Source organism: Cupriavidus sp. FW305-3-2-15-C-LB2 (assembly GCF_058787575.1).
On the sequence record NZ_JBYSZW010000042.1, the window covers coordinates 21541 to 45657 of the forward strand.

24 protein-coding genes, 1 tRNA gene and 1 pseudogene are annotated in these 24117 nt (G+C 67.2%); 15 read left to right on the plus strand and 11 right to left on the minus strand.

Annotation, left to right across the window (positions count from 1 at the left end):
- Window positions 1-112: 112 nt before the first annotated feature.
- The 4 genes from argJ (at window position 113) to AC3WRR_RS25590 (ending at window position 4901) form a co-directional block, all read left to right on the plus strand.
- On the plus strand, window positions 113-1339 hold the full coding sequence (gene argJ / locus AC3WRR_RS25575; RefSeq protein ID WP_492293915.1) for a bifunctional glutamate N-acetyltransferase/amino-acid acetyltransferase ArgJ: 1227 nt from the start codon (window positions 113-115) through the stop codon (window positions 1337-1339).
- 80 nt (window positions 1340-1419) lie between these two features.
- Complete coding sequence (locus tag AC3WRR_RS25580; protein WP_010814758.1) at window positions 1420-2325, plus strand: ATP-binding protein; 906 nt, start codon at window positions 1420-1422, stop codon at window positions 2323-2325.
- Window positions 2322-2768, plus strand: a complete 447-nt coding sequence (locus AC3WRR_RS25585) for an NUDIX domain-containing protein (protein ID WP_011616085.1) — start codon at window positions 2322-2324, stop codon at window positions 2766-2768. Before AC3WRR_RS25580 ends, AC3WRR_RS25585 begins: the two co-directional genes overlap by 4 nt.
- A 93-nt stretch (window positions 2769-2861) precedes the next feature.
- Window positions 2862-4901: an OPT family oligopeptide transporter gene (locus tag AC3WRR_RS25590; RefSeq protein WP_492298478.1), complete on the plus strand. Its 2040-nt coding sequence runs from the start codon at window positions 2862-2864 to the stop codon at window positions 4899-4901.
- A gap of 30 nt (window positions 4902-4931) precedes the next feature.
- Here AC3WRR_RS25590 and AC3WRR_RS25595 read toward each other — a convergent pair whose 3' ends face one another.
- The 6 genes from AC3WRR_RS25595 to pilB form a co-directional block, all read right to left on the minus strand.
- Complete coding sequence (locus AC3WRR_RS25595; protein WP_010814755.1) at window positions 4932-5120, minus strand: DNA gyrase inhibitor YacG; 189 nt, start codon at window positions 5118-5120, stop codon at window positions 4932-4934.
- A 17-nt stretch (window positions 5121-5137) separates the two neighbouring features.
- On the minus strand, window positions 5138-5896 hold the full coding sequence (gene zapD / locus AC3WRR_RS25600) for a cell division protein ZapD (protein WP_010814754.1): 759 nt from the start codon (window positions 5894-5896) through the stop codon (window positions 5138-5140).
- A 209-nt stretch (window positions 5897-6105) separates the two neighbouring features.
- On the minus strand, window positions 6106-6732 hold the full coding sequence (gene coaE, locus AC3WRR_RS25605) for a dephospho-CoA kinase (protein ID WP_010814753.1): 627 nt from the start codon (window positions 6730-6732) through the stop codon (window positions 6106-6108).
- Between the two features lie 63 nt (window positions 6733-6795).
- Complete coding sequence (locus AC3WRR_RS25610; RefSeq protein ID WP_492298480.1) at window positions 6796-7710, minus strand: prepilin peptidase; 915 nt, start codon at window positions 7708-7710, stop codon at window positions 6796-6798.
- A 3-nt stretch (window positions 7711-7713) separates the two neighbouring features.
- Complete coding sequence (locus AC3WRR_RS25615; RefSeq protein WP_492298482.1) at window positions 7714-8985, minus strand: type II secretion system F family protein; 1272 nt, start codon at window positions 8983-8985, stop codon at window positions 7714-7716.
- A gap of 64 nt (window positions 8986-9049) precedes the next feature.
- Window positions 9050-10774, minus strand: coding sequence for a type IV-A pilus assembly ATPase PilB (gene pilB / locus AC3WRR_RS25620; protein ID WP_492298484.1), 1725 nt, complete (start codon window positions 10772-10774; stop codon window positions 9050-9052).
- 423 nt (window positions 10775-11197) lie between these two features.
- Between pilB and AC3WRR_RS25625 the strand changes: the two genes are divergently transcribed.
- Window positions 11198-11518 carry a helix-turn-helix domain-containing protein gene (locus tag AC3WRR_RS25625; RefSeq protein ID WP_058698447.1) on the plus strand — a complete coding sequence of 107 codons (321 nt, stop codon included), beginning with the start codon at window positions 11198-11200 and terminating at the stop codon, window positions 11516-11518.
- Between the two features lie 76 nt (window positions 11519-11594).
- Here AC3WRR_RS25625 and AC3WRR_RS25630 read toward each other — a convergent pair.
- Together AC3WRR_RS25630 and ispB are read right to left on the minus strand one after the other, a co-directional pair.
- A tRNA-Pro gene (locus AC3WRR_RS25630) sits at window positions 11595-11671 on the minus strand.
- Window positions 11672-11801: 130 nt separating this feature from the next.
- Complete coding sequence (ispB, locus tag AC3WRR_RS25635; RefSeq protein ID WP_454749914.1) at window positions 11802-12731, minus strand: octaprenyl diphosphate synthase; 930 nt, start codon at window positions 12729-12731, stop codon at window positions 11802-11804.
- Window positions 12732-13261: 530 nt separating this feature from the next.
- Here ispB and rplU point away from each other — a divergent pair.
- The 4 genes from rplU to proB all read left to right on the plus strand — a co-directional run bounded on the left by rplU (window position 13262) and on the right by proB (window position 16320).
- A complete protein-coding gene (rplU, locus tag AC3WRR_RS25640) occupies window positions 13262-13573 on the plus strand; it encodes a 50S ribosomal protein L21 (RefSeq protein ID WP_006576525.1) in 312 nt (103 codons plus the stop codon).
- Window positions 13574-13612: 39 nt separating this feature from the next.
- Window positions 13613-13873: a 50S ribosomal protein L27 gene (rpmA, locus tag AC3WRR_RS25645; protein WP_010814747.1), complete on the plus strand. Its 261-nt coding sequence runs from the start codon at window positions 13613-13615 to the stop codon at window positions 13871-13873.
- Window positions 13874-14006: 133 nt separating this feature from the next.
- The gene (gene obgE / locus AC3WRR_RS25650) at window positions 14007-15104 is read left to right on the plus strand and encodes a GTPase ObgE (protein WP_010814746.1); all 1098 of its coding nucleotides are present in this window, start codon (window positions 14007-14009) and stop codon (window positions 15102-15104) included.
- 97 nt (window positions 15105-15201) lie between these two features.
- The gene (gene proB, locus AC3WRR_RS25655; RefSeq protein ID WP_010814745.1) at window positions 15202-16320 is read left to right on the plus strand and encodes a glutamate 5-kinase; all 1119 of its coding nucleotides are present in this window, start codon (window positions 15202-15204) and stop codon (window positions 16318-16320) included.
- A gap of 81 nt (window positions 16321-16401) precedes the next feature.
- Here the strand turns inward: proB and AC3WRR_RS25660 are convergent, their stop codons facing one another.
- Both AC3WRR_RS25660 and AC3WRR_RS25665 read right to left on the minus strand, forming a co-directional pair.
- Complete coding sequence (locus AC3WRR_RS25660; protein ID WP_010814744.1) at window positions 16402-16983, minus strand: CNP1-like family protein; 582 nt, start codon at window positions 16981-16983, stop codon at window positions 16402-16404.
- The gene (locus AC3WRR_RS25665) at window positions 16976-17659 is read right to left on the minus strand and encodes an RNA pyrophosphohydrolase (protein WP_010814743.1); all 684 of its coding nucleotides are present in this window, start codon (window positions 17657-17659) and stop codon (window positions 16976-16978) included. Before AC3WRR_RS25665 ends, AC3WRR_RS25660 begins: the two co-directional genes overlap by 8 nt.
- Window positions 17660-17851: 192 nt before the next feature.
- Between AC3WRR_RS25665 and AC3WRR_RS25670 the strand changes: the two are divergent.
- From AC3WRR_RS25670 to AC3WRR_RS25695, 6 genes and pseudogenes are all read left to right on the plus strand, one after another.
- A pseudogene (locus AC3WRR_RS25670) lies at window positions 17852-19574 on the plus strand (proline--tRNA ligase).
- A gap of 227 nt (window positions 19575-19801) precedes the next feature.
- On the plus strand, window positions 19802-20323 hold the full coding sequence (locus tag AC3WRR_RS25675) for a lytic transglycosylase domain-containing protein (protein WP_492298518.1): 522 nt from the start codon (window positions 19802-19804) through the stop codon (window positions 20321-20323).
- Window positions 20320-21198: a 2OG-Fe(II) oxygenase gene (locus AC3WRR_RS25680; protein ID WP_492298485.1), complete on the plus strand. Its 879-nt coding sequence runs from the start codon at window positions 20320-20322 to the stop codon at window positions 21196-21198. Before AC3WRR_RS25675 ends, AC3WRR_RS25680 begins: the two co-directional genes overlap by 4 nt.
- Window positions 21195-22025 (plus strand): AraC family transcriptional regulator, encoded by an 831-nt coding sequence (locus AC3WRR_RS25685; RefSeq protein ID WP_439671008.1) that lies wholly within the window; start codon window positions 21195-21197, stop codon window positions 22023-22025. Before AC3WRR_RS25680 ends, AC3WRR_RS25685 begins: the two co-directional genes overlap by 4 nt.
- Before the next feature lie 83 nt (window positions 22026-22108).
- Window positions 22109-22762: a LysE family translocator gene (locus AC3WRR_RS25690; protein WP_439671007.1), complete on the plus strand. Its 654-nt coding sequence runs from the start codon at window positions 22109-22111 to the stop codon at window positions 22760-22762.
- A gap of 118 nt (window positions 22763-22880) precedes the next feature.
- On the plus strand, window positions 22881-23495 hold the full coding sequence (locus AC3WRR_RS25695) for a LysE family translocator (RefSeq protein ID WP_010814739.1): 615 nt from the start codon (window positions 22881-22883) through the stop codon (window positions 23493-23495).
- A 47-nt stretch (window positions 23496-23542) separates the two neighbouring features.
- Here the strand turns inward: AC3WRR_RS25695 and AC3WRR_RS25700 are convergent, their stop codons facing one another.
- Window positions 23543-24085 carry a hypoxanthine-guanine phosphoribosyltransferase gene (locus AC3WRR_RS25700; RefSeq protein ID WP_492298488.1) on the minus strand — a complete coding sequence of 181 codons (543 nt, stop codon included), beginning with the start codon at window positions 24083-24085 and terminating at the stop codon, window positions 23543-23545.
- Window positions 24086-24117: the final 32 nt, after the last annotated feature.

Sequence of the window (24117 nt, forward strand, 5' to 3'; positions counted from 1 at the left end):
TGACGCGCAAGGAAACGACATGCCCGCCCTCCGCGGGCATGTTCGTCTGATGACAAGCAAGTTGCGAGCAGAAGCCGCAAGCAGATAACGCAAGCAGGAACGAGGAGTCCACATGCCCGTCAATCTTCCGCTGCCCCAGGCAGAGAACCTGAAATCCGTCGCCGGCGTGGAGCTGGGCTGGGCCGAGGCGGGCATCCGCAAGGCCAACCGCAAGGACGTGCTGGTGGTGCGCGTGGCCGAAGGCAGCACCGTGGCCGGCGTCTTCACTAGCAACCGCTTCTGCGCGGCGCCGGTGCAGGTCTGCCGCGAGCACCTGGCCGCTGGCAAGGGCATCCGCGCGCTGGTGGTCAACACCGGCAATGCCAACGCCGGCACCGGCGAACCGGGCCTGGCCAGTGCCCGCGCCAGCTGCGACGCGCTGGCAGCGCAACTGGGCATCGCCGCCGAGCAGGTGCTGCCGTTCTCGACCGGCGTGATCCTGGAGCCGCTGCCGGTCGACCGCCTGGTGGCCGGCCTGCCCGCCGCCATCGCCAACGCGAAGCCGGACAACTGGCTGGCCGCCGCCGAAGCCATCATGACCACCGACACGCAGCCCAAGGCCGCGTCGCGCACGGTGCAGATCGACGGCAAGACCGTGACGCTGTCGGGCATCAGCAAGGGCGCCGGCATGATCCGCCCGAACATGGCGACCATGCTCGGCTTTATCGCCATGGACGCCGCCGTGGCCCAGCCGGTGCTGCAGGCGCTGGTCTCCTACGCCGCCGACCATTCGTTCAACAGCATCACCATCGACGGCGATACCTCGACCAACGACTCGTTCGTGCTGATCGCCACGGGCAAGTCCGGCGCCGTGGTCGAGCGCGCCGAAGGCCCGGCCTTCGAGGCGCTGCGCGACGCGGTGACCGCGCTGGCGCAGGAACTGGCGCAGATGATCGTGCGCGACGGCGAAGGCGCCACCAAGCTGATGACCATCCGCGTCGAAGGCGGCAAGGACGTGGCCGAGTGCCGCCAGATCGCCTATGCGGTGGCGCATTCGCCGCTGGTCAAGACCGCGTTCTATGCGTCGGACCCCAACCTGGGCCGCATCCTGGCCGCGGTCGGCTACGCCGGCGTCGATGACCTCGACGTCGGCAGCGTCAACCTGTGGCTGGACGATGTCTGGGTGGCCCGCGACGGCGGCCGCAACCCCGACTACCGCGAGGAAGACGGCCAGCGCGTGATGAAGCAGGCCGAGATCACCGTGCGCATCGCGCTCGGCCGCGGCAAGGCCGAAGCGACGGTCTGGACCTGCGACCTGTCGCACGACTACGTGTCGATCAACGCCGACTACCGCTCCTGAGCTTTCCGTCCTTCCCGTGCATGCGGGAAGGGCATCGATTCCCCTGCCAGCCGATACCGCGCCCCTAGCGCGCCCCTGCCATGTCTGACCTCGCCGCCCGCCTCGACAACTTCCTTGCCCGACTCGAACAATGGCTGCCGCCGCAACTGAGCGACGCCGACTGGCAGGAGGCCGTGGCGTTCCGCTGGCGCAAGCGGCAGAGCCTGTTCGGCAATATCGGCTACCTGCAGCCGGTGCGCCAGCTGCCGCCGATCCACCTGGACGACCTGAAGAACATCGAGCGCCAGAAGGATGCCATCGTCGCCAACACGCGTCAGTTCGTGAGCAAGCTGCCGGCCAACAATGTGCTGCTGACCGGCGCGCGCGGCACCGGCAAGTCGTCGCTGATCAAGGCCTGCCTCAATGCCTTCGTCAGGGACGGGCTGCGGCTGGTTGAGGTGGACAAGGATGACCTGGGCGACCTCGGCGATATCGTCGAGCTGGTTGCGCAGCGCCCCGAGCGCTTCGTGATCTTCTGCGACGACCTGTCGTTCGAAGAGGGCGAGTCGGGCTACAAGTCGCTCAAGTCGGCGCTGGACGGCTCGGTGGCGGCGCAGTCGGACAACGTGCTGATCTACGCCACCTCCAACCGCCGGCACCTGCTGCCGGAGTACATGAAGGACAACGAGACCTACCGCCACACCGACGATGGCGAGATCCATCCCGGCGAAGTGGTGGAAGAGAAGATCTCGCTGTCCGAGCGCTTCGGGCTGTGGCTGTCGTTCTACCCGCCCAAGCAGGACGAATATCTGGCCATTGTCGGCCACTGGCTCAGGCACTTTGGCTGCACCGACGAGGACATCGCCGCGGCGCGCGGTGACGCGCTGGTGTGGGCGCTGGAGCGCGGCTCGCGCTCGGGCCGCGTGGCCTGGCAGTTTGCGCGCGATTGGGGCGGCAAGCATGGCAAGCCCTATATTGCCGATGTCGCCGGAGACGCCAAGGCATGAGCGCGGCCACGCAGAACCCCGCGCAGACCGGCGCCAACCCGCCGCGCAAGGTGACCGAGGTGGCGGTCGGCGTGCTGGTGCAGCCCGACGGACGCTTCCTGCTGGCGCAGCGCCCGGCCGGCAAGCCCTACGAGGGCTATTGGGAATTCCCCGGCGGCAAGCTGGAGCCCGGTGAGTCGGTGGAGGCAGCACTGGCCAGAGAACTCCATGAAGAGCTGGGCCTTGATGTAACGCAATGCGAGCGTTGGCACATTCTGGAACATGACTATCCGCACGCCTATGTGCGGCTGTATTTCTGCAAGGTCACCGACTGGCGGGGCGACCCCGTCGGCCGCGAAGGCCAGGCCTTCTCGTGGCAGCGCACGCCGGTGACGGTGGGGCCGCTGCTGCCGGCCACCATTCCCGTGGTGGAGTGGCTGGCCGAGGAATCGGGCAACGGCTGACCCTGCCTTCCCGCTGTCGGGCAAGCGGCCGCGGCGCCCGCTTGCGCGCCGCCAGGGCCTGACCAGGCCCTGATCCACAGGAAAGGAACCTGCATGCTACGTGTCGATCGTATCGCCGACGACGTTTCCCTGCCTGAACTGACCCTGCGCGGCATCATCCTCGGTGCGCTGATCACGGTCGTGTTCACCGCCTCCAACATCTACCTGGGCCTGAAGGTCGGCCTGACCTTCTCGTCGGCGATCCCGGCGGCCGTGATCTCGATGGCCGTGCTGCGGCTCTTCCCCGGCGCCAACATCCTGGAAAACAACATGGTGCAGACGCAGGCCTCGGCCGCGGGCACCCTGTCGTCGATCATCTTTATCCTGCCGGGCCTGGTCATGCTGGGCCACTGGCAGGGCTTCCCGTTCTGGCAGACGCTGGCGATCTGCGCGGCCGGCGGCATGCTGGGCGTGCTGTTCAGCATCCCGCTGCGCCACGCGATGGTGGTGCAGAGCGAGCTGCCCTACCCGGAGGGCGTGGCCGCGGCGGAAATCCTGCGCGTGGGCAGCGCCGCGCCAGACCAGGCCGCGCCGGGGCAGAAGCCCCAGGCGACCGGCCTGGCCGACCTGATGGCCGGCGGCCTGGTGGCGGGGCTGTTCAGCTTTGCCGCCGGCGGGCTGCGCCTGCTGGCCGAGGGCGCCAACTTCTGGCTGTCGGCCGGGGCCTCGGTGGTGCGGCTGTCGATGGGGTTCTCGCTGGCGCTGGTGGGCGCGGGCTACCTGGTCGGAATCGTCGGCGGGCTGGCCATGCTGCTCGGGCTGGTGCTGACCTGGGGCGTCGCGGTGCCGTGGCTGACGGCCATCACGCCGCGCCCGGACGGCGCCACGCTGTCGGCCTTCGGCGCCATGGTGTGGAGCCAGCAGGCGCGCTTCATCGGTGCCGGCACCATCGGCATTGCCGCGATCTGGACGCTGCTGTCGCTGGCCGGGCCGATGCTGTACGGCATCCGCGCCTCGTTCGGCGCGCTGCAGGGCGGGCCGGCGGGGCAGGGCAAGATGCCGCGCACGCAGCAGGACATGCCGGCCAGATGGATCGGGCTGGTGATGCTGGGGCTGCTGGCGGTGCTGGTGACGGTATTCGCCTGGTTCCTCGCGCCGGCGCCGCTCGATGGCGGCGCACGCTGGCGCCTGGTGATCTACGCGGTGGTGTTCGCCTTTATCTTCGGCTTCCTGGTGGCGGCGGCGTGTGGCTACATGGCCGGGCTGGTGGGCTCGTCGGCCAGCCCGATCTCGGGCATCGGCATCATCGCGGTGATCCTGGTGTCGCTGCTGATCCTGCTGGCGGGCAAGGCCGACGGGCTGCTGGCCACGCCCGAGGGCAGAAACTTCGCGATTGCGCTGGCGATCTTCACCACCTCGGCGGTGGTGGCGGTCGCCTCGATCGCCAACGACAACCTGCAGGACCTGAAGACCGGCTGGCTGGTCGGTGCCACGCCGTGGCGCCAGCAGGTGGCGCTGCTGATCGGCTGCGCGGTAGGCGCGGCGGTGATTCCGCCGGTGCTGGACCTGCTCTACAGCGCCTATGGCTTCGCCGGCGCGCTGCCGCGTGCGGACATGGACCCCAACCAGGCGCTGGCCGCGCCGCAGGCGACGCTGATGACCGCGATCGCCACCGGCATCTTCACCCGCCAGCTCAACTGGACCATGATCCTGATCGGCATCGGGCTGGGCGTGGTGCTGATCGCCATCGACGAGGTGCTGCGCCGCCGCCGCGGCGCGGCGCGGCTGCCGGTGCTGGCGGTGGGCATCGGCATCTACCTGCCGCCGACCATCAGCTCGGCGCTGGTGGTGGGCGCGGTGCTGTCGTGGCTCCTGCTGCGCGGCGAACGCCGCCGCGCCACCGCGCGCGGCGACGACGTCAAGCTGGCGCTGGAACATGCCGAGCGGCGCGGCACGCTGCTGGCCTCGGGCCTGATCGTGGGGGAAAGCCTGGTCGGCGTGATGCTGGCCGCGGTAATCGGCCTGTCGGGCAGGGATGCGCCACTGGCGCTGGCCGGGCCCGGGTTTGAAGCGACCGCGCAGTGGCTGGGCCTGGCGGTGTTCGCGCTGGTATGCGTGGGCTTCTACCGCCGCGTGCTGGCGGCGGCGCACTGAACCGCGAGGGACGCTGAAGGCGAGGGCGCTTCAGTCGTCCTCGTCTTCAGTCTGGTCGGCGGAGGTCTCGCCCGGCTTGCCGCCGATCACGTATTTCTCGGACGCCCAGGCGCCGAGATCGATCTGCTTGCAGCGCTCGGAACAGAAGGGGCGGAATTTGTTGTCGGGCACCCAGGCCACCTCGGTGCCGCAGGTGGGGCATTTGACGACAGCAGGCATAGCGTTCAGCGCAGGCTTCAGAAATTGCAGAGTTTCAGCAGGAACGGGATATCCGCATCGACCGAGCGTGGGCGCAGGTCGCCGTCCTGCTGCGTGAAGCGCACCCACAGCATGTACTTGTTGGCGCTCATCTCGGGGATGAAGGCCAGCAGCGAGTCATCCAGGTAGACCTGCATCAGCTGGTAGCTGCGTCCGGACAGCATTTGCTGGTAGCTGCCGCCGGTGGCGATCACCTTGCCGCTCTGGCCGGCTTCGCGCAGCAGGCGCAGCACGATGGTGGTGCCCATGCGCAGCGACAGCAGCGGACGTACCCACTTCAGGATATCGGCGCGGCGGTCTTCGGCGGGGCGGTGCTGCCAGGCATAGTAGGCCGGCAGGTCGAACTCGCAGGTGCCGCCGGGGATGATCGCGCGGCTGCGGATGCTGGTCAGCCACTCGTTGTCGGCCAGCAGCTGGCCGGCCTTGCCCACGGTCTGGTTGAGCATGGCGATGCCTTGCTCGATCTCGCCGATGACGGCGTCCAGCGCCTCCTGGTCGATCTGCGGGCTGGCGCGCAGCGGCGCCAGTGCCTGGCGCTGGCGTTCCAGTTCCTTGATCAGGTCGGTCTTGAGGTCGGCGCGGCCGGCGACGTCGATGATCTCGAACAGCGTGGTCAGCGCGACATGGTGCTGGTGGGCATGATCCTGGCCGAGAAAGTATTCCAGCCGATCGAACAGGTCCTCCAGGCGCAGGAGTGTCCTGATGCGTTCGTTGAAAGGGTATTCGTACAGAATCAAGTGCAATGTCCGTGCAGGGCGTCGGGCGCTTTCAGGAGCGGCCCGGTGCAGAATGAGGCCCGGGAAATGCCGGAAGGGGCGATATATGGCGGGCGGTTGCCGCCAGTATGCGGTGATTTCCCCGCATATTCCAGCGCATTCTATGCGAGACACGGGCCGAGGACAATGTCGCGTGCATGATGCCATGCGCTGGCGCGCCGGGTTGCGCGTTATGGATGGACCCTGGCCGCCGCCGACAGTTCACGATAGTAGCGGTCGAGCCGGTCGACCTGGTCCACCAGCGCCTCCACCGGACCGTCGTTGTCGATGACGTCGTCGGCACATGCCAGGCGCTCGGCGCGGGTGGCCTGTCTGGCCATGATGGCCTGCACCTGCTCGCGGCTGAAGCCGTTGCGCGACATCACGCGCGCTACCTGGGTGGCCTCGGTGCAGTCCACCACCAGCACGCGGCCCACGCGCTCGCGCCATGAGCCCGATTCCACCAGCAGCGGCACCACGTAGATCAGGTAGGGATGGTCGCCGGCATCGCGGATCGCGTGGGCGCGCTCGGTGGTCAGTGCACGGATCAGCGGGTGGGTGATCGCTTCAAGCCGCGCCTTGGCTGCGGGGTCGGCAAACACCAGTGCGCGCATCGCGTCGCGGTCCATGGCGCCGTCGGGACGCAGGCAGGCCGGGCCGAAGGCCTCGACCAGCGCCGGGATGGCGCGCCCGCCCGGGGCGGTGATCTCGTGCGCGAGCAGGTCGGTGTCGATGATCGCGGCACCGCGCGCGGCAAACATGTCGGCCACGCGGGTCTTGCCGCTGCCGATGCCGCCGGTCAGTCCGATTTCCAGCATGTGAGGCTCTGTTGACGATGTTGCCGCAACGATACCAGCTTCAGCGGAGATCGTCGGACACCGTCATGGCCATGCAAACAGCGGCAGCACGCCGGGGCCGAACAGCAGCACCACCACGCCGGCGAGCGCGATGAAGGGCCCGAACGGGAAGGGCGTGTCGCGTTCCTGCCGGCGCAGCGCGATATTGGCCAGCCCGAACAGCACGCCGACCACCGACGACAGCAGCACCAGCGCCGGCAGCGCCTGCCAGCCGAGCCAGGCGCCCAGCGCCGCCATCAGCTTGAAGTCGCCAAAGCCCATGCCTTCCTTGCCGCGCACCAGCCGGAACAGCCAGTAGGCCGTCCACAGCACCAGGTAGCCGGCAGCCGCGCCGATCACGGCGTCGGGCAGCGCTACGAACACGCCGCCCAGGTTCAGCAGCAGGCCCAGCCACAACAGCGGCAGGGTGATCTGGTCCGGCAGCAGTTGCGTATCGGCATCGATCATGGTCAGCGCCAGCAGCGCCCACACCAGCACCAGCGCGGCCAGGGCCTGTCCGCCGGGGCCGAAGCGCCACGCCGCCAGCGCGCTCAGCACGCCACAGGCCAGCTCGACCAGCGGATAGCGCACGCTGATCGGCGCCTGGCACGCCGAGCAGCGCCCGCGCAGGAACAGGTAGCTCAGCACCGGCACGTTCTCCCACGGCGCAATCGCGTGGCCGCAATGCGGGCAGGCCGAGCGCGGCACCATCAGGTTGTAGCGGCCGGGGTAGGGCAGCGGGTCGCCGCGCAGCTCGGCGATATAGTTGGCCTCGTCGCGCTCCATCATGCGCGGCATCCGGTGGATGACCACATTGAGGAAGCTGCCGACCACCAGCCCGAGCAGCGCGGCGGCCGCCACCAGGAAGGCGGGCGGCAACGCCGCCAGTGCCTCCACCAGCGGCGCGCCGCCGGTGGAGGCCGACGAAGGGTAGGGGGAAGCAGACCACGAAGACAACATCGCTTACACCACCTGTCCCAGCTTGAAGATCGGCAGGTACATCGCCACCACCATGCCGCCGATCAGCACACCCAGCACCACGATGATCAGCGGCTCGATCAGGCTGGAGATCGCGGCCACGGCATCGTCGACCTCGCGCTCGTAGAACTCCGCCACCTTCAGCAGCATGTTGTCCAGCGCGCCGGACTCCTCACCGATCTGCGTCATCTGCAGCACCATGTTGTCGAACACATGGGTGGCCTGCATCGCGTTGGTCAGGCTGGTGCCGATGCGCACCGATTGCTCGATCTCGCGCGTGGCGTCGTAGTAGACCCAGTTGCCGGCCGCGCCGGCCACGGACTCCATTGACTCCACCAGCGGCGTGCCGGCGGCGAACATGGTGGCCAGCGTGCGGGTCCAGCGCGCGATCACGGCCTTGCGGAACAGGCTGCCGAAGATCGGCAGCTTCAGCAGCGTGCGGTCGGTGGCGCGCTGCACCTTCTCCGATTTCTTCAGTGCGCGCAGGTAGAAGGAGATGCCGGCCACCGGCGCCCCGATCACCAGGTACCAGTACTGGACAAAGAAGTCCGAGATGGCGATCACCAGCAGCGTCGGCGCCGGCAGGTTGGCGCCGAAGCTGGAGAACACGCCCTTGAACGCCGGGATCACGAACAGCATCAGGATCACGGTCACGGCAAAGGCCACCGTCAGCACCGCGATCGGGTAGATCATCGCCGACTTGATCTGGCCTTTCAGCGCGATGGTCTTTTCCATGTAGAGCGACAGGCGCTCCAGCAGCGAATCCAGGATACCGCCCTGTTCGCCGGCATCGATCAGGTTGCAGTACAGCGTATCGAAGTACTTCGGATGGCGCCGGAATGCCGCGGCCATGCTGCTGCCGGCCTCGATGTCGAAGCGGATGTCGGACAGCAGCTGGGTGAAGTTGGGGTTCACGTGGCCACGCGCGATGATGTCGATCGATTGCAGCAGCGGAATGCCGGCCTTGAGCATTGTCGACAGCTGCCGGGTGAAGTAGGCGATGTCCTTCTCGGTGATCTTGCGCCCGCGCGCGGCCTTGCGCTTCTTCAGCTTGACGATGGTCAGGCCCTGCTTGCGCAGCGTGGCGGTGACCTCGGCCTGGTTCTCGGCGCGCAGCTCGCCGGTGAAGGTCTTGCCCTTGCGGTCCTTGCCTTCCCACTCAAAGATGTACTGGGTGGGTGCCTTGCGCCCCTTCCCTGATTTCGCCCGTGACGGTGCCGCCGTCCGGGCGCCCGCCGCTGGTGCACGCGTCGCCATGATATTGACCCCCGATGTAAATGACGCTTGTTCTGCGTCTTGTATTTACGTTTGTCCTGCTTCCCTAAGTATTCGTAGTCGCCAGCACTTCTTCGAGTGACGTGACGCCCTGCTTCACCTTCAGCAGCCCCGCTTCGCGCAACGATAGCACGCCGTCCTTGCGCGCCTGCTCGGCGATCTGCAGTGCCGTTCCGTGCGTCAGGATGATCTCCTGCATGGCCTCGGTGATCGGCATTACCTGGTAGATGCCGCAGCGGCCCTTGTAGCCGGTGCCGTTGCAGCGCTCGCAGCCGACCGGGTGGTAGGGCTGCCAGCTGCCGTCCAGGTCTTGTTCGCGGAAGCCCGCCTCCAGCAGCGCCTCGCGCGGGATCTCGCCCTCGCGCTTGCAGGTGCACAGCCGCCGCGCCAGCCGCTGCGCGGTGATCATCAGCACGCTCGAGGCAATATTGAAGGCCGCCACGCCCATGTTCATCAACCGCGTCAGCGTGGTCGGCGCATCGTTGGTGTGCAGCGTCGACAACACCAGGTGGCCGGTCTGCGCGGCCTTGATCGAGATGTCGGCGGTTTCCAGGTCGCGGATTTCGCCGACCATGATGATGTCCGGATCCTGCCGCAGGAACGAACGCAGGGCCGCGGCAAAGGTCAGGCCCGCCTTGTCGTTGACGTTGACCTGGTTGATGCCGGGCAGCTGGATTTCGGCCGGGTCTTCCGCGGTGGAGATATTGATGTCGCCCTGGTTCAGCAGGTTCAGGAAGGTGTACAGCGACACCGTCTTGCCGCTGCCGGTGGGGCCGGTCACCAGCACCATGCCATAGGGGCGCTTGATCACGTCCAGCAGCAGCGCCTTCTGCTCGGGCTCATAGCCGAGCTGGTCGATGTCGAGCTTGTCGGACGAAGATTCCAGGATCCGCATCACGATCTTCTCGCCGAACAGCGTCGGCAGCGTCGACACGCGGAAATCCACTGCCCGCTCGACCGTCTCCTTGGCGTCCTTGTCCTTGGGCAGGGCAATCAGCAGCTTCATGCGGCCGTCCTGCGGCACGCGCTTTTCAGAAATATCCAGGCGCGACAGCACCTTGATGCGGGTGGCGATCTTGTCGCGGATATCCAGCGGTGGGCGCGCGACCTCCTGCAGCACCCCGTCCACGCGGAAGCGGACGCGGTAGAAAGTCTCGAACGGCTCGAAGTGCAGGTCGGACGCGCCGCGATGGAAGGCCTCGGTCAGCAGCTTCTGCAGGAAGCGCACCACCGGGGCGTCGTCGATATTGTCGGCGGTGGTGCGGTTGCGCTGGTTGCCGGCCGCGGCCACCGGATCGTATTCGATCATCTTGCGCTCGGCCTGCACCGGCGAGATGTTCTTCAGCGTGCCCAGGGCCTCGCCGGCGGAGCGCACGTGCTTCATCAGCTTGTCGTGCTCGACCACCACCGCTTCGACCGGCAGCTTGTACTTTTCCTTGATCGCATCCAGCCCGGCCTGGTTGGACGGGTCGGACATCGCCAGCACCAGCCGGTTCTCGCGCCGGCCCAGCGGCAGCAGCCGGTGCGCGTGGAATTCACGGTTGCCGGCCAGTGCCGGCGGCACCTTGTTCAGGTTGTACTGGGCCAGGTCCAGCAGCGGCAGCTGGTATTTGTCCGCGGCAAACAGCGCCAGGTCGTGCGCGCTCATGGTGCCGCTGCCGACGATCTCGTCGATCAGCTGCGACTGCTTTTCACGCGCGGCCTGCTCCAGCTGAGCAAGCAGGGCGGGCGCGATACGCCGGCTCTGGGCCAGGGCAAGACCGAGTGTCATGGCAGGTGCGCTGTGCGGTGCGGTTAGGCGGTGGCGGATGCCACGCAGGCGGGGGCGGACGGACCCACGTCCCCGGATCGGGGCAGTTTGCCGCCGGGGTCACTTTTTGTAAAGCCGGCGCGGGCGCGGTGTTGGCGTTTGCGCGACACGGGCGCAACCCTACTTGCGCGGGGAAGAAGCGGCGTTTCAGGCAGCTTCCTTGCGCGCGGGACAGGTGCCCTTTTGAGAGGAATCCCTGTCCCCGCCCATGTTTGCCTTGGCCTTTTCCCAACGGGAGACGCCACGTCATTTTTGATCCGATATAGAATCAAAAGTGCGTGCATAACACTGCGTGATGCCAATTTGCAGGAAGCCCTTCATGCAGTTCATCAAGAAGGCGCACAAGCCGCTGCACCTGGCGATCGAGGATGAAGAGAGAAAGGGATGACCATCATGACCGCAGAAGACCTGATGAAGGCCGTCAGCAAGATGCCCGCGCAGGAGCGCATCAAGTTTTTCACGCTGGTGGGCGAGCAGGCTTTCAAGGACGAGGACTTCTCGCACGAGGAAGTCTTTGGCCACCTCGCGGAAGCAGATTTCACCGCCGCGGAGGCGGCCGAATACCTCGAAGTTTCAATTGCCACCTTCCGGCGGCTGGTGCGCGACGGCAAGCTCGCGCCCCATGCGGTAGTGGGTCGTAGCCAGCTGTTTTCCGCGGCCGACCTGAAGGCATTCAAGCGTCAGCGCAAGGCGATCAAGGGATGAGTTGCCGGAGGATCGGGGAGGGGGGGCAGAAAGACAAAAGGCCGAACCAACTGACGTTGATTCGGCCTCTTAAATCTGGTCGGGGTGAGAGGATTCGAACCTCCGGCCTCTACGTCCCGAACGTAGCGCTCTACCAGGCTAAGCTACACCCCGATTTGGTTTGCTGGCAAACGTCTGACCGTCTGCAGCAAAGAACGTAAGTTTAGCAGCGTTTTTTGGGGAATGGAAGAGGGCGAGGAAAATCGCCGTTCTGCCCGCTTCCGCTGCCTTCCCCGCGGTTGCGTCAGGACTGCCGTTGCAATGAGAACGCGCAGAGCTGGATCAGGGTTTCCTTCAGTTCCGACGGCGGGAACTGCCGTGCCGCCTGTTCGGCGGCTTCAGCCTCGCGCCGCGCGGCTTCGAAGGTGACGTCCAGCGCGCCACTGGCGTGGATCGCGGCAAACACGGCATCGAAATGCTCGGTGCCGCCTCGCACGATGGCGTCGCGCGCCAACTGGCGCTGTTCGGGCGTGCCGTGTTCCAGCAGGTGCAGCAGGGGCAGGGTGGGCTTGCCTTCGCGCAGGTCGTCGCCGGCGTTCTTGCCCATCTGCTCGGCGCTGGCGGTGTAGTCCAGCATGTCGTCGATCAGCTGGAAGGCGGTGCCGATGCGGCGGCCATACTCTGCCGCGGCTTCTTCCATCCGGGCGTCGGCGCCGGCCAGCACGGCGCCGAGTTGCGCGGCGGCCTCGAACAGCTTGGCGGTCTTGTAGCGGATCACCTGCAGGTAGCGCTCGACGGTGACGTCGGGGTCGTGCATGTTCAGCAGCTGCAGGACCTCGCCCTCGGCGATCACGTTGGTCGCGTTGGACAGGATCTCCATGATGCGCATGCTGCCGGCATCGACCATCATCTGGAACGCGCGCGAATAGAGGAAGTCGCCCACCAGCACGCTGGCGGCGTTGCCGAACACGGCATTGGCGGTATCGCGCCCGCGCCGCAGCTCGGACTCGTCGACCACGTCGTCGTGCAGCAGGGTGGCGGTGTGGATGAACTCCACCACGGCGGCCAGCTCATGGTGGCGGTTGCCGTCGTAGCCCATCGCGCGCGCTGTCAGCAGCAGGATCACCGGGCGCAGGCGCTTGCCGCCGGCACCGATGATGTATTCGCCGATCTGCTCGATCAGGGGGACTTCAGAAGACAGCCGCTGGCGGATAACAGCATCGACCGCGCGCATGTCTGCAGCGACCGGGGCAAGCAAGGCAGTGGCGGAAGGCTGGGACAAGATGATCACCGTTACGCAAAACCGGACGATTATATGCGATGCGCGTGGCGTTCTACGTATGGCGCGCTTCTAAAGATTCGCGCTCAGGGTATGCGCTCAGGGTGTTCGCAAGGCGCGCAACTATAATGCAGCCATGAACAAGCCCGTGCCTCGTCGCCACCTGCGCCGCACCGCCCTTTGGGTGGCGTTTGCGGCACTGGCGGGATTCCTGCTCGCCGACCTGACCTGAGCCAGGGCGCGGTTGCATTGTGGAGATGCCGCCGCACACAGGCTATGTGCCTGTTTTCTTTGCCCTTTTCCCGGATCTCATTTATAATTCCCGGTTTCCTCCGGTAGCTGCGCTCGCTTTGCGGGTTCTGACCGGCGGGAGATAACCGGGCCGCATTGAGCCCGCCCAGGCGCCAGGCCGTGCAATTGACCGGCCGCGCAGGGTGCGCCAGTGCCGGCATACGGCGTTTTATTCACATCCGAGAGGTTCGACAATGTACGCGGTCGTAAAAACCGGCGGCAAGCAATACAAGGTTGCTGCTGGCGAAAAACTGAAAGTAGAACAGATACCGGCAGACATTGGCGCAGAAATCACGCTCGACCAGGTGCTCGCAGTGGGCGCCGGCGACCAAATCAAGTTTGGTACGCCGCTGGTTAGCGGGGCTTCCGTCAAGGCTACCGTTATCTCCCAAGGTCGTCACGACAAAGTGAAGATCTTCAAGATGCGCCGTCGCAAGCACTACCAGAAGCGTCAGGGCCATCGTCAGAATTACACCGAACTGCGCATCGAAGCGATCGTTGCCTGATCGATCGAGCGTAACCAGGTAAAGCGACAGGAGTAAGACATGGCACAGAAAAAAGGCGGCGGTTCCACGCGGAACGGCCGTGATTCCGAATCGAAGCGTCTGGGCGTGAAGGTGTTTGGTGGCCAGGCCATCAACGCCGGCGGCATCATCATCCGCCAACGCGGTACCCGCGTGCATGCCGGCGACAACGTCGGCGTGGGCAAGGACCACACGCTGTTTGCCCTGGTGGACGGCCACGTGCAGTTCGCCGTCAAGGGCCCTGCCAAGAAGCAGCAAGTCAGCGTCGTTCCGGCGGCCTGATAACAGCCTTTGCAGGATGAAGGCCCCGCAACGCTTGCGGGGCCTTTTCTTTTCTGGCGACAATGTCAGTTCGCCAGCCCGGTCGGAGGCTTCCAGCCGCTGATCCGCCGATCCATCACGGAAACCCATCATCATGAAGTTCATAGACGAAGCCCGAATCGAAGCCATCGCCGGCAACGGCGGCAATGGCAGCGCCTCGTTCCGGCGCGAGAAGTTTGTGCCCTTCGGCGGCCCGGATGGTGGCGATGGCGGCCGCGGCGGCAGCGTGTTCGCCGTGGCGGACCGCAATATCAATACGCTGATCGACTTCCGCTACGCCAGGAAGCACGTTGCCCGCAACGGCGAGAACGGCCGCGGCTCCGACTGCTACGGCGCGGCGGGTGAGGACATCACGCTGCGCATGCCGGTGGGCACGCTGATCACCGACATGGACACCGGCGAAGTCATCGCCGACCTGACCGAGCACGGCCAGCGCGTGTGCCTGGCCGAAGGCGGCATGGGCGGCTGGGGCAACCTGCATTTCAAGTCCAGTACCAACCGCGCGCCGCGCCAGCAGGTGGACGGCAAGCCGGGCGAGCGCCGCATGCTCAAGCTCGAGCTCAAGGTGCTGGCCGACGTCGGCCTGCTGGGCATGCCCAACGCCGGCAAGTCGACCTTTATCTCGCATATCTCCAACGCGCGCCCGAAGGTGGCGGACTATCCGTTCACCACGCTGCACCCGAACCTGGGCGTGGTGCGCGTGGACCATGAGCAATCGTTCGTGGTCGCCGACATTCCCGGCCTGATCGAAGGCGCCGCCGAGGGCGCGGGCCTGGGTCACCAGTTCCTGCGCCACCTGCAGCGCACCGGCCTGCTGCTGCATATCGTCGACCTGGCGCCGTTTGACGAGGCAGTCGACCCGGTGGCCGAGGCCAAGGCCATCGTCAACGAGCTGAAGAAGTACGACGAAACCCTGTACGACAAGCCGCGCTGGCTGGTGCTGAACAAGCTCGACGTGGTTCCCGAGGACGAGCGCGCGGCCCGCGTGAAGGATTTCATCAAGCGCTACAAGTGGAAGGGGCCGGTGTTCCAGATTTCGGCGCTGACCGGCGAAGGCTGCCGCGAGCTGATCTACGCGATCAAGGACCACCTGCAGGCGATCAAGGCCGAAGAAGCCGCGGCGCTGGCCGAGCCGGACATCCGGCTGGACGAGCGCCTGCACAACGTCGACCAGGGGCAGGGCGAGGCATAAGCCGGGGCCGCCGCTGGCGCCCCACCACAGAAGAATACCCACGGACAATTCGGGCGCGGCGCCCGCCGCCGGCTGCCCGGGAGACAGGATTCCCGTCATGCAATCGGTCATCGCGCAGGCAAAGCGCATCGTCGTCAAAGTCGGCTCCAGCCTGGTCACCAACGACGGCAAGGGGCTGGACCACGACGCCATCGCCCGCTGGGCGGCCCAGATCGCCAAGCTGCGCGTGGCCGGCAAGGAAGTGGTGCTGGTCAGCTCCGGCGCCATCGCCGAAGGCATGCAGCGCCTGGGCTGGGTGCGCCGCCCGAAGGAAATCCATGAGCTGCAGGCCGCCGCCGCCGTCGGCCAGATGGGCCTGGCGCAGGTCTATGAAAGCCAGTTCGGCCGCTACGGCATCCGCACCGCGCAGGTGCTGCTGACCCACGCCGACCTGGCCGACCGCGAACGCTACCTCAACGCCCGCTCGACCCTGCTCACGCTCCTGTCCCTGGGCGTGGTGCCGATCATCAACGAGAACGACACCGTGGTCACCGACGAAATCAAGTTCGGCGACAACGACACGCTGGGCGCGCTGGTGACCAACCTGATCGAAGGCGACGCGCTGGTGATCCTGACCGACCAGCGCGGCCTGTACACCGCCGACCCGCGCAAGGACCCGGCCGCGCAGTTCGTGGACGAGGCCCTGGCCGGCACCCCCGAGCTGGAAGCCATGGCCGGCGGCGCCGGCACGTCGATCGGGCGCGGCGGCATGCTGACCAAGATCCTGGCGGCCAAGCGCGCAGCCAAGTCCGGCGCCCATACCACCATCGCCTCCGGGCGCGAGGCCAACGTGCTGGAGCGCCTGGCCGCGGGCGAGGCCATCGGCACCCAGCTGCTGGCGCCGACCGGGCGGCTCACGGCGCGCAAGCAATGGATGGCCGACCACCTGCAGCTGCGCGGCCGGGTCGTGATCGACAACGGCGCGGTCGAGAAGCTCACCAGCGGCGGCAAGTCGCTGTTGCCGATCGGCGTGACGGAAGTGCAGGGCGAGTTCGCCCGCGGCGAGGTGATCGCGTGCGTCGACGCGCAGGGCAAGGAGGTGGCGCGCGGCATCACCAACTATTCCAGCGCCGAGGCGCGGCTGATCGCGCGCAAGCCCTCATCCGAGATCGAGTCCGTGCTGGGGCACCTGAACGAGCCCGAACTGATCCATCGCGACAACCTGGTGCTGGTCTGACGGGCGTACAGGCCGGGCGCAAACAAAAACGGCGGGGCTGCCAGGCAGTCCCGCCGTTTTTTTATGTCGACGCCGCGCGCTTCAGCGCTTGCGCGGCGCTCGCGATTGCAGGTCGCGCACCATGGCGTCGGCGGTGCCGGCCACGGTACGGCCCTCGCAGAAGAAATCGATCGCCAGCGTGGCGGCATAGGCATTGCGCACGCCAGTCTCCATGCGGTGCCAGGTCTCGCCGTAGTCGCTGCTGTTGGGCACCCACTCGGTGGCGCCCTTGGGCAGCGTGGCGTAGAGCTTGCGCTCGAACGCATCGCAGCGCAGGCCTTCGAAGGTCACGTTGCGTGCGCCGCTCTGGCTGGTGGTGACGACCGTGTAGCGCACCACGTTGTCCTTGCCGACCGAGACCGACTTGCCGTCCACCGCGAATGACAGCGAGCCGGTGCCCGACACCGAGAACGGGATCAGGTTGGCGTCCTGAGGCGGTGCCGGCAGCATCGCCTTGGCCTCATCAAAGGTCTTGGGCGCGAACGGGTTGAGCCAGGTGCTTTCTTCCTCCGCCATCTCCTTGCCGGTGGTCTTGCAGCCGGCCAGCGCAAGGCTGGCCGCGGCAATCAGCATGCCGGCAGCGGTCAGGCCGCGGCGGCGGCCCAGGCCGGTGAAACTAGTCATCAGTGCTCCGTGAGGTGGAAACCGGCGTTGCCGGTGAATCGTGCTCGGTCGCGTGCGCGGCCTCGGCATTGCAGTCGGCGTCGGCCTGCTGCGCCTGCTGGGCGCGGCTGAGCGCCTGGCTGCGCGGCCCGCCATGCCGGCCATGCATGCCGTGGGGGCCGTGCGTGCCGTGTGTGCCATAGGGACTCAGCGGCACACGCGCGTGCCGGTTCAGGAAGCGTGACAACTCCGTCAGCGCCAGCTGGTAGACATCGCGCTTGAACTCGATCACCGCCTCCAGCGGCACCCAGTAATGACTCCAACGCCAGGCGTCGAATTCAGGGTGCTCGGTGGCACGCAGATGGATATCACAGTCCCTGCCGGCCATGCGCAGCAGGAACCAGATTTGTTTCTGGCCCTTGTAGTGGCCGCGGATCTCGCGGCGGATGAACTTGTCCGGCACCTCGTAACGCAGCCAGTCGCGCGTGCGACCGACGATCCTGACGTGCTCCGGAAGCAGGCCGATTTCCTCATGCAGTTCGCGGTACATGGCCTGTTCAGGCGTTTCGCCGTACTTGATGCCACCTTGCGGGAACTGCCAGGAGTGTTCGCCGATTCGCTTGCCCCAGAAAACCTCGTTTCGTGCGTTGAGGAGGATGATGCCGACGTTCGGGCGAAAGCCTTCACGATCGAGCATGACTGCACCTCGAATCCTTTAGAATTACGCTGATTATAAAGGAAGCGCGCAGCCGGGCCCGGACCGGGGGATGCTGGTTTTCCCCGAGCGGAAGGGCAGTTTCAGGCGCGTGCCCACAATTCAGTGCCGCCGGCCCCCGGATTTTGCCGGGACGGGTTTTCCCGAGCCCGGCGGCCCAGAGAGAAATTACGGATGAAAGCCTCGCAATTCTTCATTTCCACCCTCAAGGAAGCGCCCGCCGATGCGGAAATCGTTTCGCACAAGCTGATGATGCGCGCCGGCATGATCAAGAAGCTGGGCGCCGGCATCTACAACTACATGCCGATCGGGCTGCGCGTGATCCGCAAGGTGGAGAACATCGTGCGCGAGGAAATGAACCGGGCCGGCGCGGTGGAGCTGTCCATGCCGGTGATCCAGCCGGCCGAGCTGTGGCAGGAAACCGGCCGCTGGGACAAGATGGGCCCCGAGCTGCTGCGCCTGAAGGACCGCCATGAGCGCGACTTCGCGGTCCAGCCGACCTCGGAAGAGGTAGTGACCGACATCGCCCGCTCGGAAATCCGCAGCTACAAGCAGCTGCCGGTCAATTTCTACCAGATCCAGACCAAGTTCCGCGACGAGCGCCGGCCGCGCTTCGGCATCATGCGCGGGCGCGAGTTCACCATGAAGGATGCCTATTCCTTCGACCGCGACACGGACGGCCTGCGCAAGTCCTACGAGAACATGTACGACGCCTACGTGCGCATCTTCCGCCGCTTTGGCCTGGAATTCCGCGCCGTGGCGGCCGACAACGGCGCCATCGGCGGCTCGGGCTCGCATGAGTTCCATGTGATCGCCGACACCGGCGAAGACGCCATCGTCTACTGCCCGACCTCGGACTACGCCGCCAACATGGAGGCCGCCGAGGCGCTGCCCCTGCTGGCCAGCCGCGCCGCGCCGGCCGAAGACCTGGTCAAGACCGCCACCCCGGAAAAGGCCAAGTGCGAGCACGTGGCCGAGTTCCTGGGCATCCCGCTGCAGCGCACCGTCAAGTCGATCGTGCTGGCCAAGGACACCGAGGCCGGCGCCGAGATCTGGCTGCTGCTGATCCGCGGCGACCATGAGCTGAACGAGGTCAAGGCGTCCAAGGTGCCGGGCCTGGCCGACTTCCGCTTCGCCACCGAGAACGAGATCGTCGATGCCTTCGGCTCGCCGCCGGGCTACCTGGGCCCGATCGGCGCGAAGAAGCCGGTCAAGGTGGTGGCCGACCGCACCGTCGCCAACATGAGCGATTTCGTCTGCGGCGCCAACTACCGCGACTACCACTACACCGGTGTCAACTGGGGCCGCGACCTGCCCGAGCCGGTCGTGGCCGACCTGCGCAACGTGGTCGCCGGCGACGCCTCGCCGGACGGCCAGGGCACGCTGGAAATCTGCCGCGGCATCGAGGTGGGCCACGTGTTCATGCTGGGCACGCGTTACTCGGAATCGATGAACGCCACCTTCCTGGACGAGAACGGCAAGACCCAGCCGATGCAGATGGGCTGCTACGGCATCGGCGTCACCCGTATCCTGGGCGCGGCGATCGAGCAGAACTTCGATGAGCGCGGCATCATCTGGCCGGCCGCGATCGCGCCGTTCGCGGTGGTGATCTGCCCGGTGGGCTACGACCGCTCCGAAGCCGTCAAGGCCGAGGCCGACCGCATCCATGCCGAGCTGCTGGCCGCCGGCGTGGACGTCATCCTGGACGACCGCGGCGAGCGCCCGGGCGTGATGTTTGCCGACTGGGAGCTGATCGGGGTGCCGCACCGCGTGGTGGTGGGCGACCGCGGCCTGAAGGAAGGCAAGGTCGAGTACCAGGGCCGGCGCGACGCGCAGGCCACCGCCGTCAGCGTGGGCCGACGTGGTCGGCCACGTGCGCAGCCAGCTGGCGAACTGAGCCCCATGCGCGCCGCCCGCGGCATGACCGGTGCCGCCCGCCGCTGCGCGGGCGGGCTGCTGCTGGCCGTCGCGGCCATGGCAGCCCACGCCGGCGCGCAGAAGGAAGAAGACCTCGCCGATTCCGTGCGCGGCGCGCTGGCCGCCGCCATTGCCGATGACCGGCCCACGCGGCCGGTATTCGCGTCCGGCGGCGAGCGCCTGGCCTACCTGAAATGGCTGGGCGAGATGTCCGCCCGCCTGGCCTCGCGCATCCCCGAGCCGCAGGTGCGCGTGGAACTGATCGAGGTGGCCTACTACGAGGCCAAGCGCGCCGGGCTTGAGCCCGCGCTGGTGCTGGGCCTGGTCCAGGTCGAGAGCAACTTCCGCAAGTACGCGATCAGCTCGGCCGGTGCGCGCGGGCTGATGCAGGTGATGCCGTTCTGGGTGCGCGCCATCGGCGACAGCGACCCGCGCAAGCTGTTTCACCTGCAGAGCAACCTGCGTTACGGCTGCACCATCCTGCGCTACTACCTGGACCGCGAGCAGGGCGACCTGTACCTGGCGCTGGGCCGCTACAACGGCAGCCGCGGCCGCCCCGAATATCCGAACGCGGTGCTGGCGGCGTGGAAGCGCTGGCAGTATTCCGAAGCCACGGTCACCGTGGCCGGCGAGCCCGAGATCGCGCAGTCGCGCCCGCGCGCACCGGTGTCCGAGCCGCCTGCCCGCAACCCGTTCTCGTCGCAGCGCGTCGCCGCCAATCCGTCATGATCCGCGAAGCATCCGTTGCCGGCGGCAAGACCGGCTACACCGAATCCTCGCCCGAACTTGAACAATGGCTGGCCCGGCATATCGCCCAGGGCTTTGCCGCCGATGCGCTGGTGTTGTCGATGCTGCGCTCGGGCTATGACGACGCCTTTGCGCGCCGGGCCGTGGCCGCGGCCTTCGCACAAGGCGCCGATGGCGCCGCGCCGGCCCGCCCTGCCGCCACCGCCGGCCCGCCCGCGCTCTACGCGGCCGATGGCGGCGACCGCCAGGTGCCGATCCTGTTCCGGCTCGCGTCGCCGCAGGTCCAGCTGTTCCAGCAACTGCTGACCGACGACGAGTGCGATGCCCTGGTGGCGCTGTCGCGCGGCCGCCTGGCGCGCTCGCCGGTGGTCAACCCCGATACCGGCGACGAGAACCTGATCGACGCCCGCACCAGCATGGGCGCGATGTTCCAGGTGGCCGAGCACGCCCTGATCGCGCGCATCGAGGCGCGCATCGCCGCCGTCACCGGCGTGCCCGCCGAGCACGGCGAAGGGCTGCAAATCCTCAACTACAAGCCCGGCGGCGAGTACCAGCCGCACTTCGACTACTTCAACCCGCAGCGCCCGGGCGAGGCGCGGCAGCTGTCCGTCGGCGGGCAGCGCATCGCCACCCTGGTGATCTACCTGAACACGCCCGAGGCGGGCGGCGCCACCGCGTTCCCGCGCGTGGGGCTGGAGGTGGCGCCGGTCAAGGGCAACGCGGTGTACTTCAGCTACCTGCTGCCCGACGGCACGCTGGACGAACGCACCCTGCACGCGGGCCTGCCGGTGGCATCCGGCGAGAAGTGGATCGCCACCAAATGGCTGCGCGAACGGCCGTACCGCAGCGAGGCATGAGCCGCCCCACGGCCGCGCCTGGCGCCACCCGCTGGTGGGCTGATCCCGCGCTGCCGTTTGCCGAAAGCCGGCGCGCCAGCCACAGCAGCGCCAGCTACCTGCCGCATATCCATCCCACCCTGTCAGTCGGCGCCGTTGACAGCGGCACCAGCCGCTTTGCCTGCGGCGCCGATGCGGCGCTGATCGGGCCCGGCGCGGTGGTGGTGATCCCGGCGGGCCAGTCGCATGCCTGCAATCCGGTGCCCGACGGGCGCTGGAGCTACCAGATGCTGCATTTCGATCCGGCGTGGGTCGCCTCCGTGCTGGATGAGGACGGTGCGGCACGGTCCGCGCTGCCGGCGTGCGTGACGAAGTCGCTGCCGGTCTACGGGCTGGTCTGCGGGCTGAACCGCGCGCTGTTCTCGGCCGCGGACAGCGTCGAGAAAGAGGCCGCGCTGGTCGCCTTCATCGGCGACCTGCATGCCGCCATCGATACCGGCGCAGCCACGCGGACCATGCCGGCGCCCGTTGCCATATCCGCTCGGGTGGCGCAGCTGTGCGAGCTGCTGCACGCGCGCCATGCCGAACGGCTGCCGCTGGCCGAACTGGCGCGCGCCTGCGGCCTGAGCCGCTACCACCTGATCCGTGCCTTCCGCGCCGAGACCGGCATGACGCCGCACGCCTACCAGCTCGACCTTCGCATCCAGCACGGGCGCCGCCTGCTGCGGCAGGGCGCGGCGCTGGCCGAGGTGGCGCTGGCGCTGGGCTTTGCCGACCAGAGCCACTTCCAGCGCGCTTTCAAGCAGCGCGTCGCCATGACGCCGCGCGGCTATCAGCGCGCTGCCTGATACGGCCTGCCGCCACAGCAACTTTCTTCAAGACCGCCGACATCCCGGTACACGACACTGCCGGCTCTTCATGGAGGGTTGGCATGGACATGGCTTTCGATCTCGGCGCGCGGACGCTGCCCTGGCAGCAGTTCGCCATGGTGGCCGGCGCGCACGCGCTGGCGCTGCTCAGCCCGGGGCCGGATTTCTTCCTGGTGGTGCGCAGCGCGCTGGTGCACGGGCCGCGGCGCGCGAGCGGCGTATGCCTGGGTATCGCGCTGGGCAATGGCGTCTTCATCGGCCTGGCGCTGGCCGGATTTGCCGCGATGCGCGACCATCCGCTGCTGTTCGCGGCGTTGCAGTGGGCGGGCTGCGCCTACCTCGCATGGCTGGGCTGGCGGCTGCTGCGCACCAGCGGCACGGTGGCCATTCCCGCAGCGGACGGCGGCGCGCCCGCGCCGTGGCTCACCCAGCTGGCCAGCGGGTTCCTTTCCGCCGTCCTGAATCCCAAGAACGGGCTGTTCTATGCCAGCCTGTTCTCGGTGCTGGCCGCCAGCCGCACTCCGCCTGCGGTGCAGCTCGCCTACGGCGCATGGATGTTTGCCGTGGTGCTGGGCTGGGATCTGCTGGTGGCGCATGGCATCGGGCATCCGGCGGTGGCGGCGCGCTTCGGGCGCTCGGTGCGATGGGTGGAGCGGATCACGGGTGCGGTGCTGTGGCTGCTCGCGTTTGCCATCGCTTGGCACGCGCTGCGCTGAACCAGCCAGCAGGCCTGGCCCGTATCGGTATTTATCGAAAAAATTGTACCGGTACTGTACCGCTAACTGACCGTAGACTGATTTCCCTGAATGTATCTGAACGCCCCTGGAGTCAGTCATGGAAGTATCCCAACTCGCCGCCGGAACCGGTGTTTTTGCCGCGTTTGCCGGCTTTGCGCTGGTGTCGTCGATCACCCCCGGTCCCAACAACACGATGCTGCTCGCCTCGGGCGTGAATTTCGGCTTCGTGCGCACGGTGCCGCACCTGCTCGGCGTCAGCATTGGCTTTGCGCTGATGGTGGGGCTGGTCGGGCTGGGGCTGGGATCGATGTTCCACGCCTTCCCGTGGACCTGGCAGGTGCTGCGCGTGGTGGCGACGGTCTACCTGATATGGCTGGCGTGGAAGCTGGCCACGGCCGGCGGCGTGCAGGACCAGCAGGTCAAGCGGCCGATGGGCTTCTGGGCCGCGGCGGCGTTCCAGTGGGTCAATCCCAAGGCGTGGGTGATGGCGGTGGGCGCGTGCAGCACCTATGTGCTGCACGGCAACCTGTGGCTCAACGTGCTGCTGCTGGCGGGGATCTTCGGGGTGGTGAACCTGCCCAGCGTGGCGATGTGGGCACTGTGCGGCTCGGCGCTGCGGCGCTGGCTGGCGCGTCCGCGGGTGCTGCGCGCCTTCAATATCGGCATGGCCGTGCTGCTGCTGGCCTCGCTGTGGCCGATCCTGGGCGCCTGAGGATGGCGCCGGGGCAGGCACCCGGGCGGGTGCCTGTATTCAACTGATCAAACCAGCGCGCGGATCGAGTCCAGGTTGCGCCAGTAGCCCTTGGCATCCATGCCGCACCCAAACACATAGCGGTCCGGCACGGCAAAGCCGCAGAAGTCCGGATGCATGGGCTTGATCTTGGTCAGCGTCTTCTCGCACAGCACCGCGGCGTGGAATTCCTTGGCGCCCATGTCCATGATGCGCTCGCGGATCGCGGCCATGGTCTCGCCTTCATCCAGGATGTCGTCCAGCACCAGCACCACGCGGTCCTTGACCGACTCGCGCGGGGCCACGCGCCACTGCATCTCGCCGCCCACGGTCTTGTTGTTGTAGCGCGAGAGGTGGATGTAGTCGAACTCCAGCGGGAAGGCCAGCTTGGGCAGCAGCATGCCGGTGAAGACCACCGCGCCGCCCATCACCGACAGCACCAGCGGGAAGGCATCGCCCATCTTGGCGGTGATTTCCGTGGCCATGCGGTCCAGCGACGCCTGGACTTCCGCGGCGGAGACGATTTCCTCGGAGTTGGCCCACAGCTCGCGGGCCTGTACGGCGCTCATCATGATGTCTTTCCTGTTCTTTTGCGGGGGAAGGC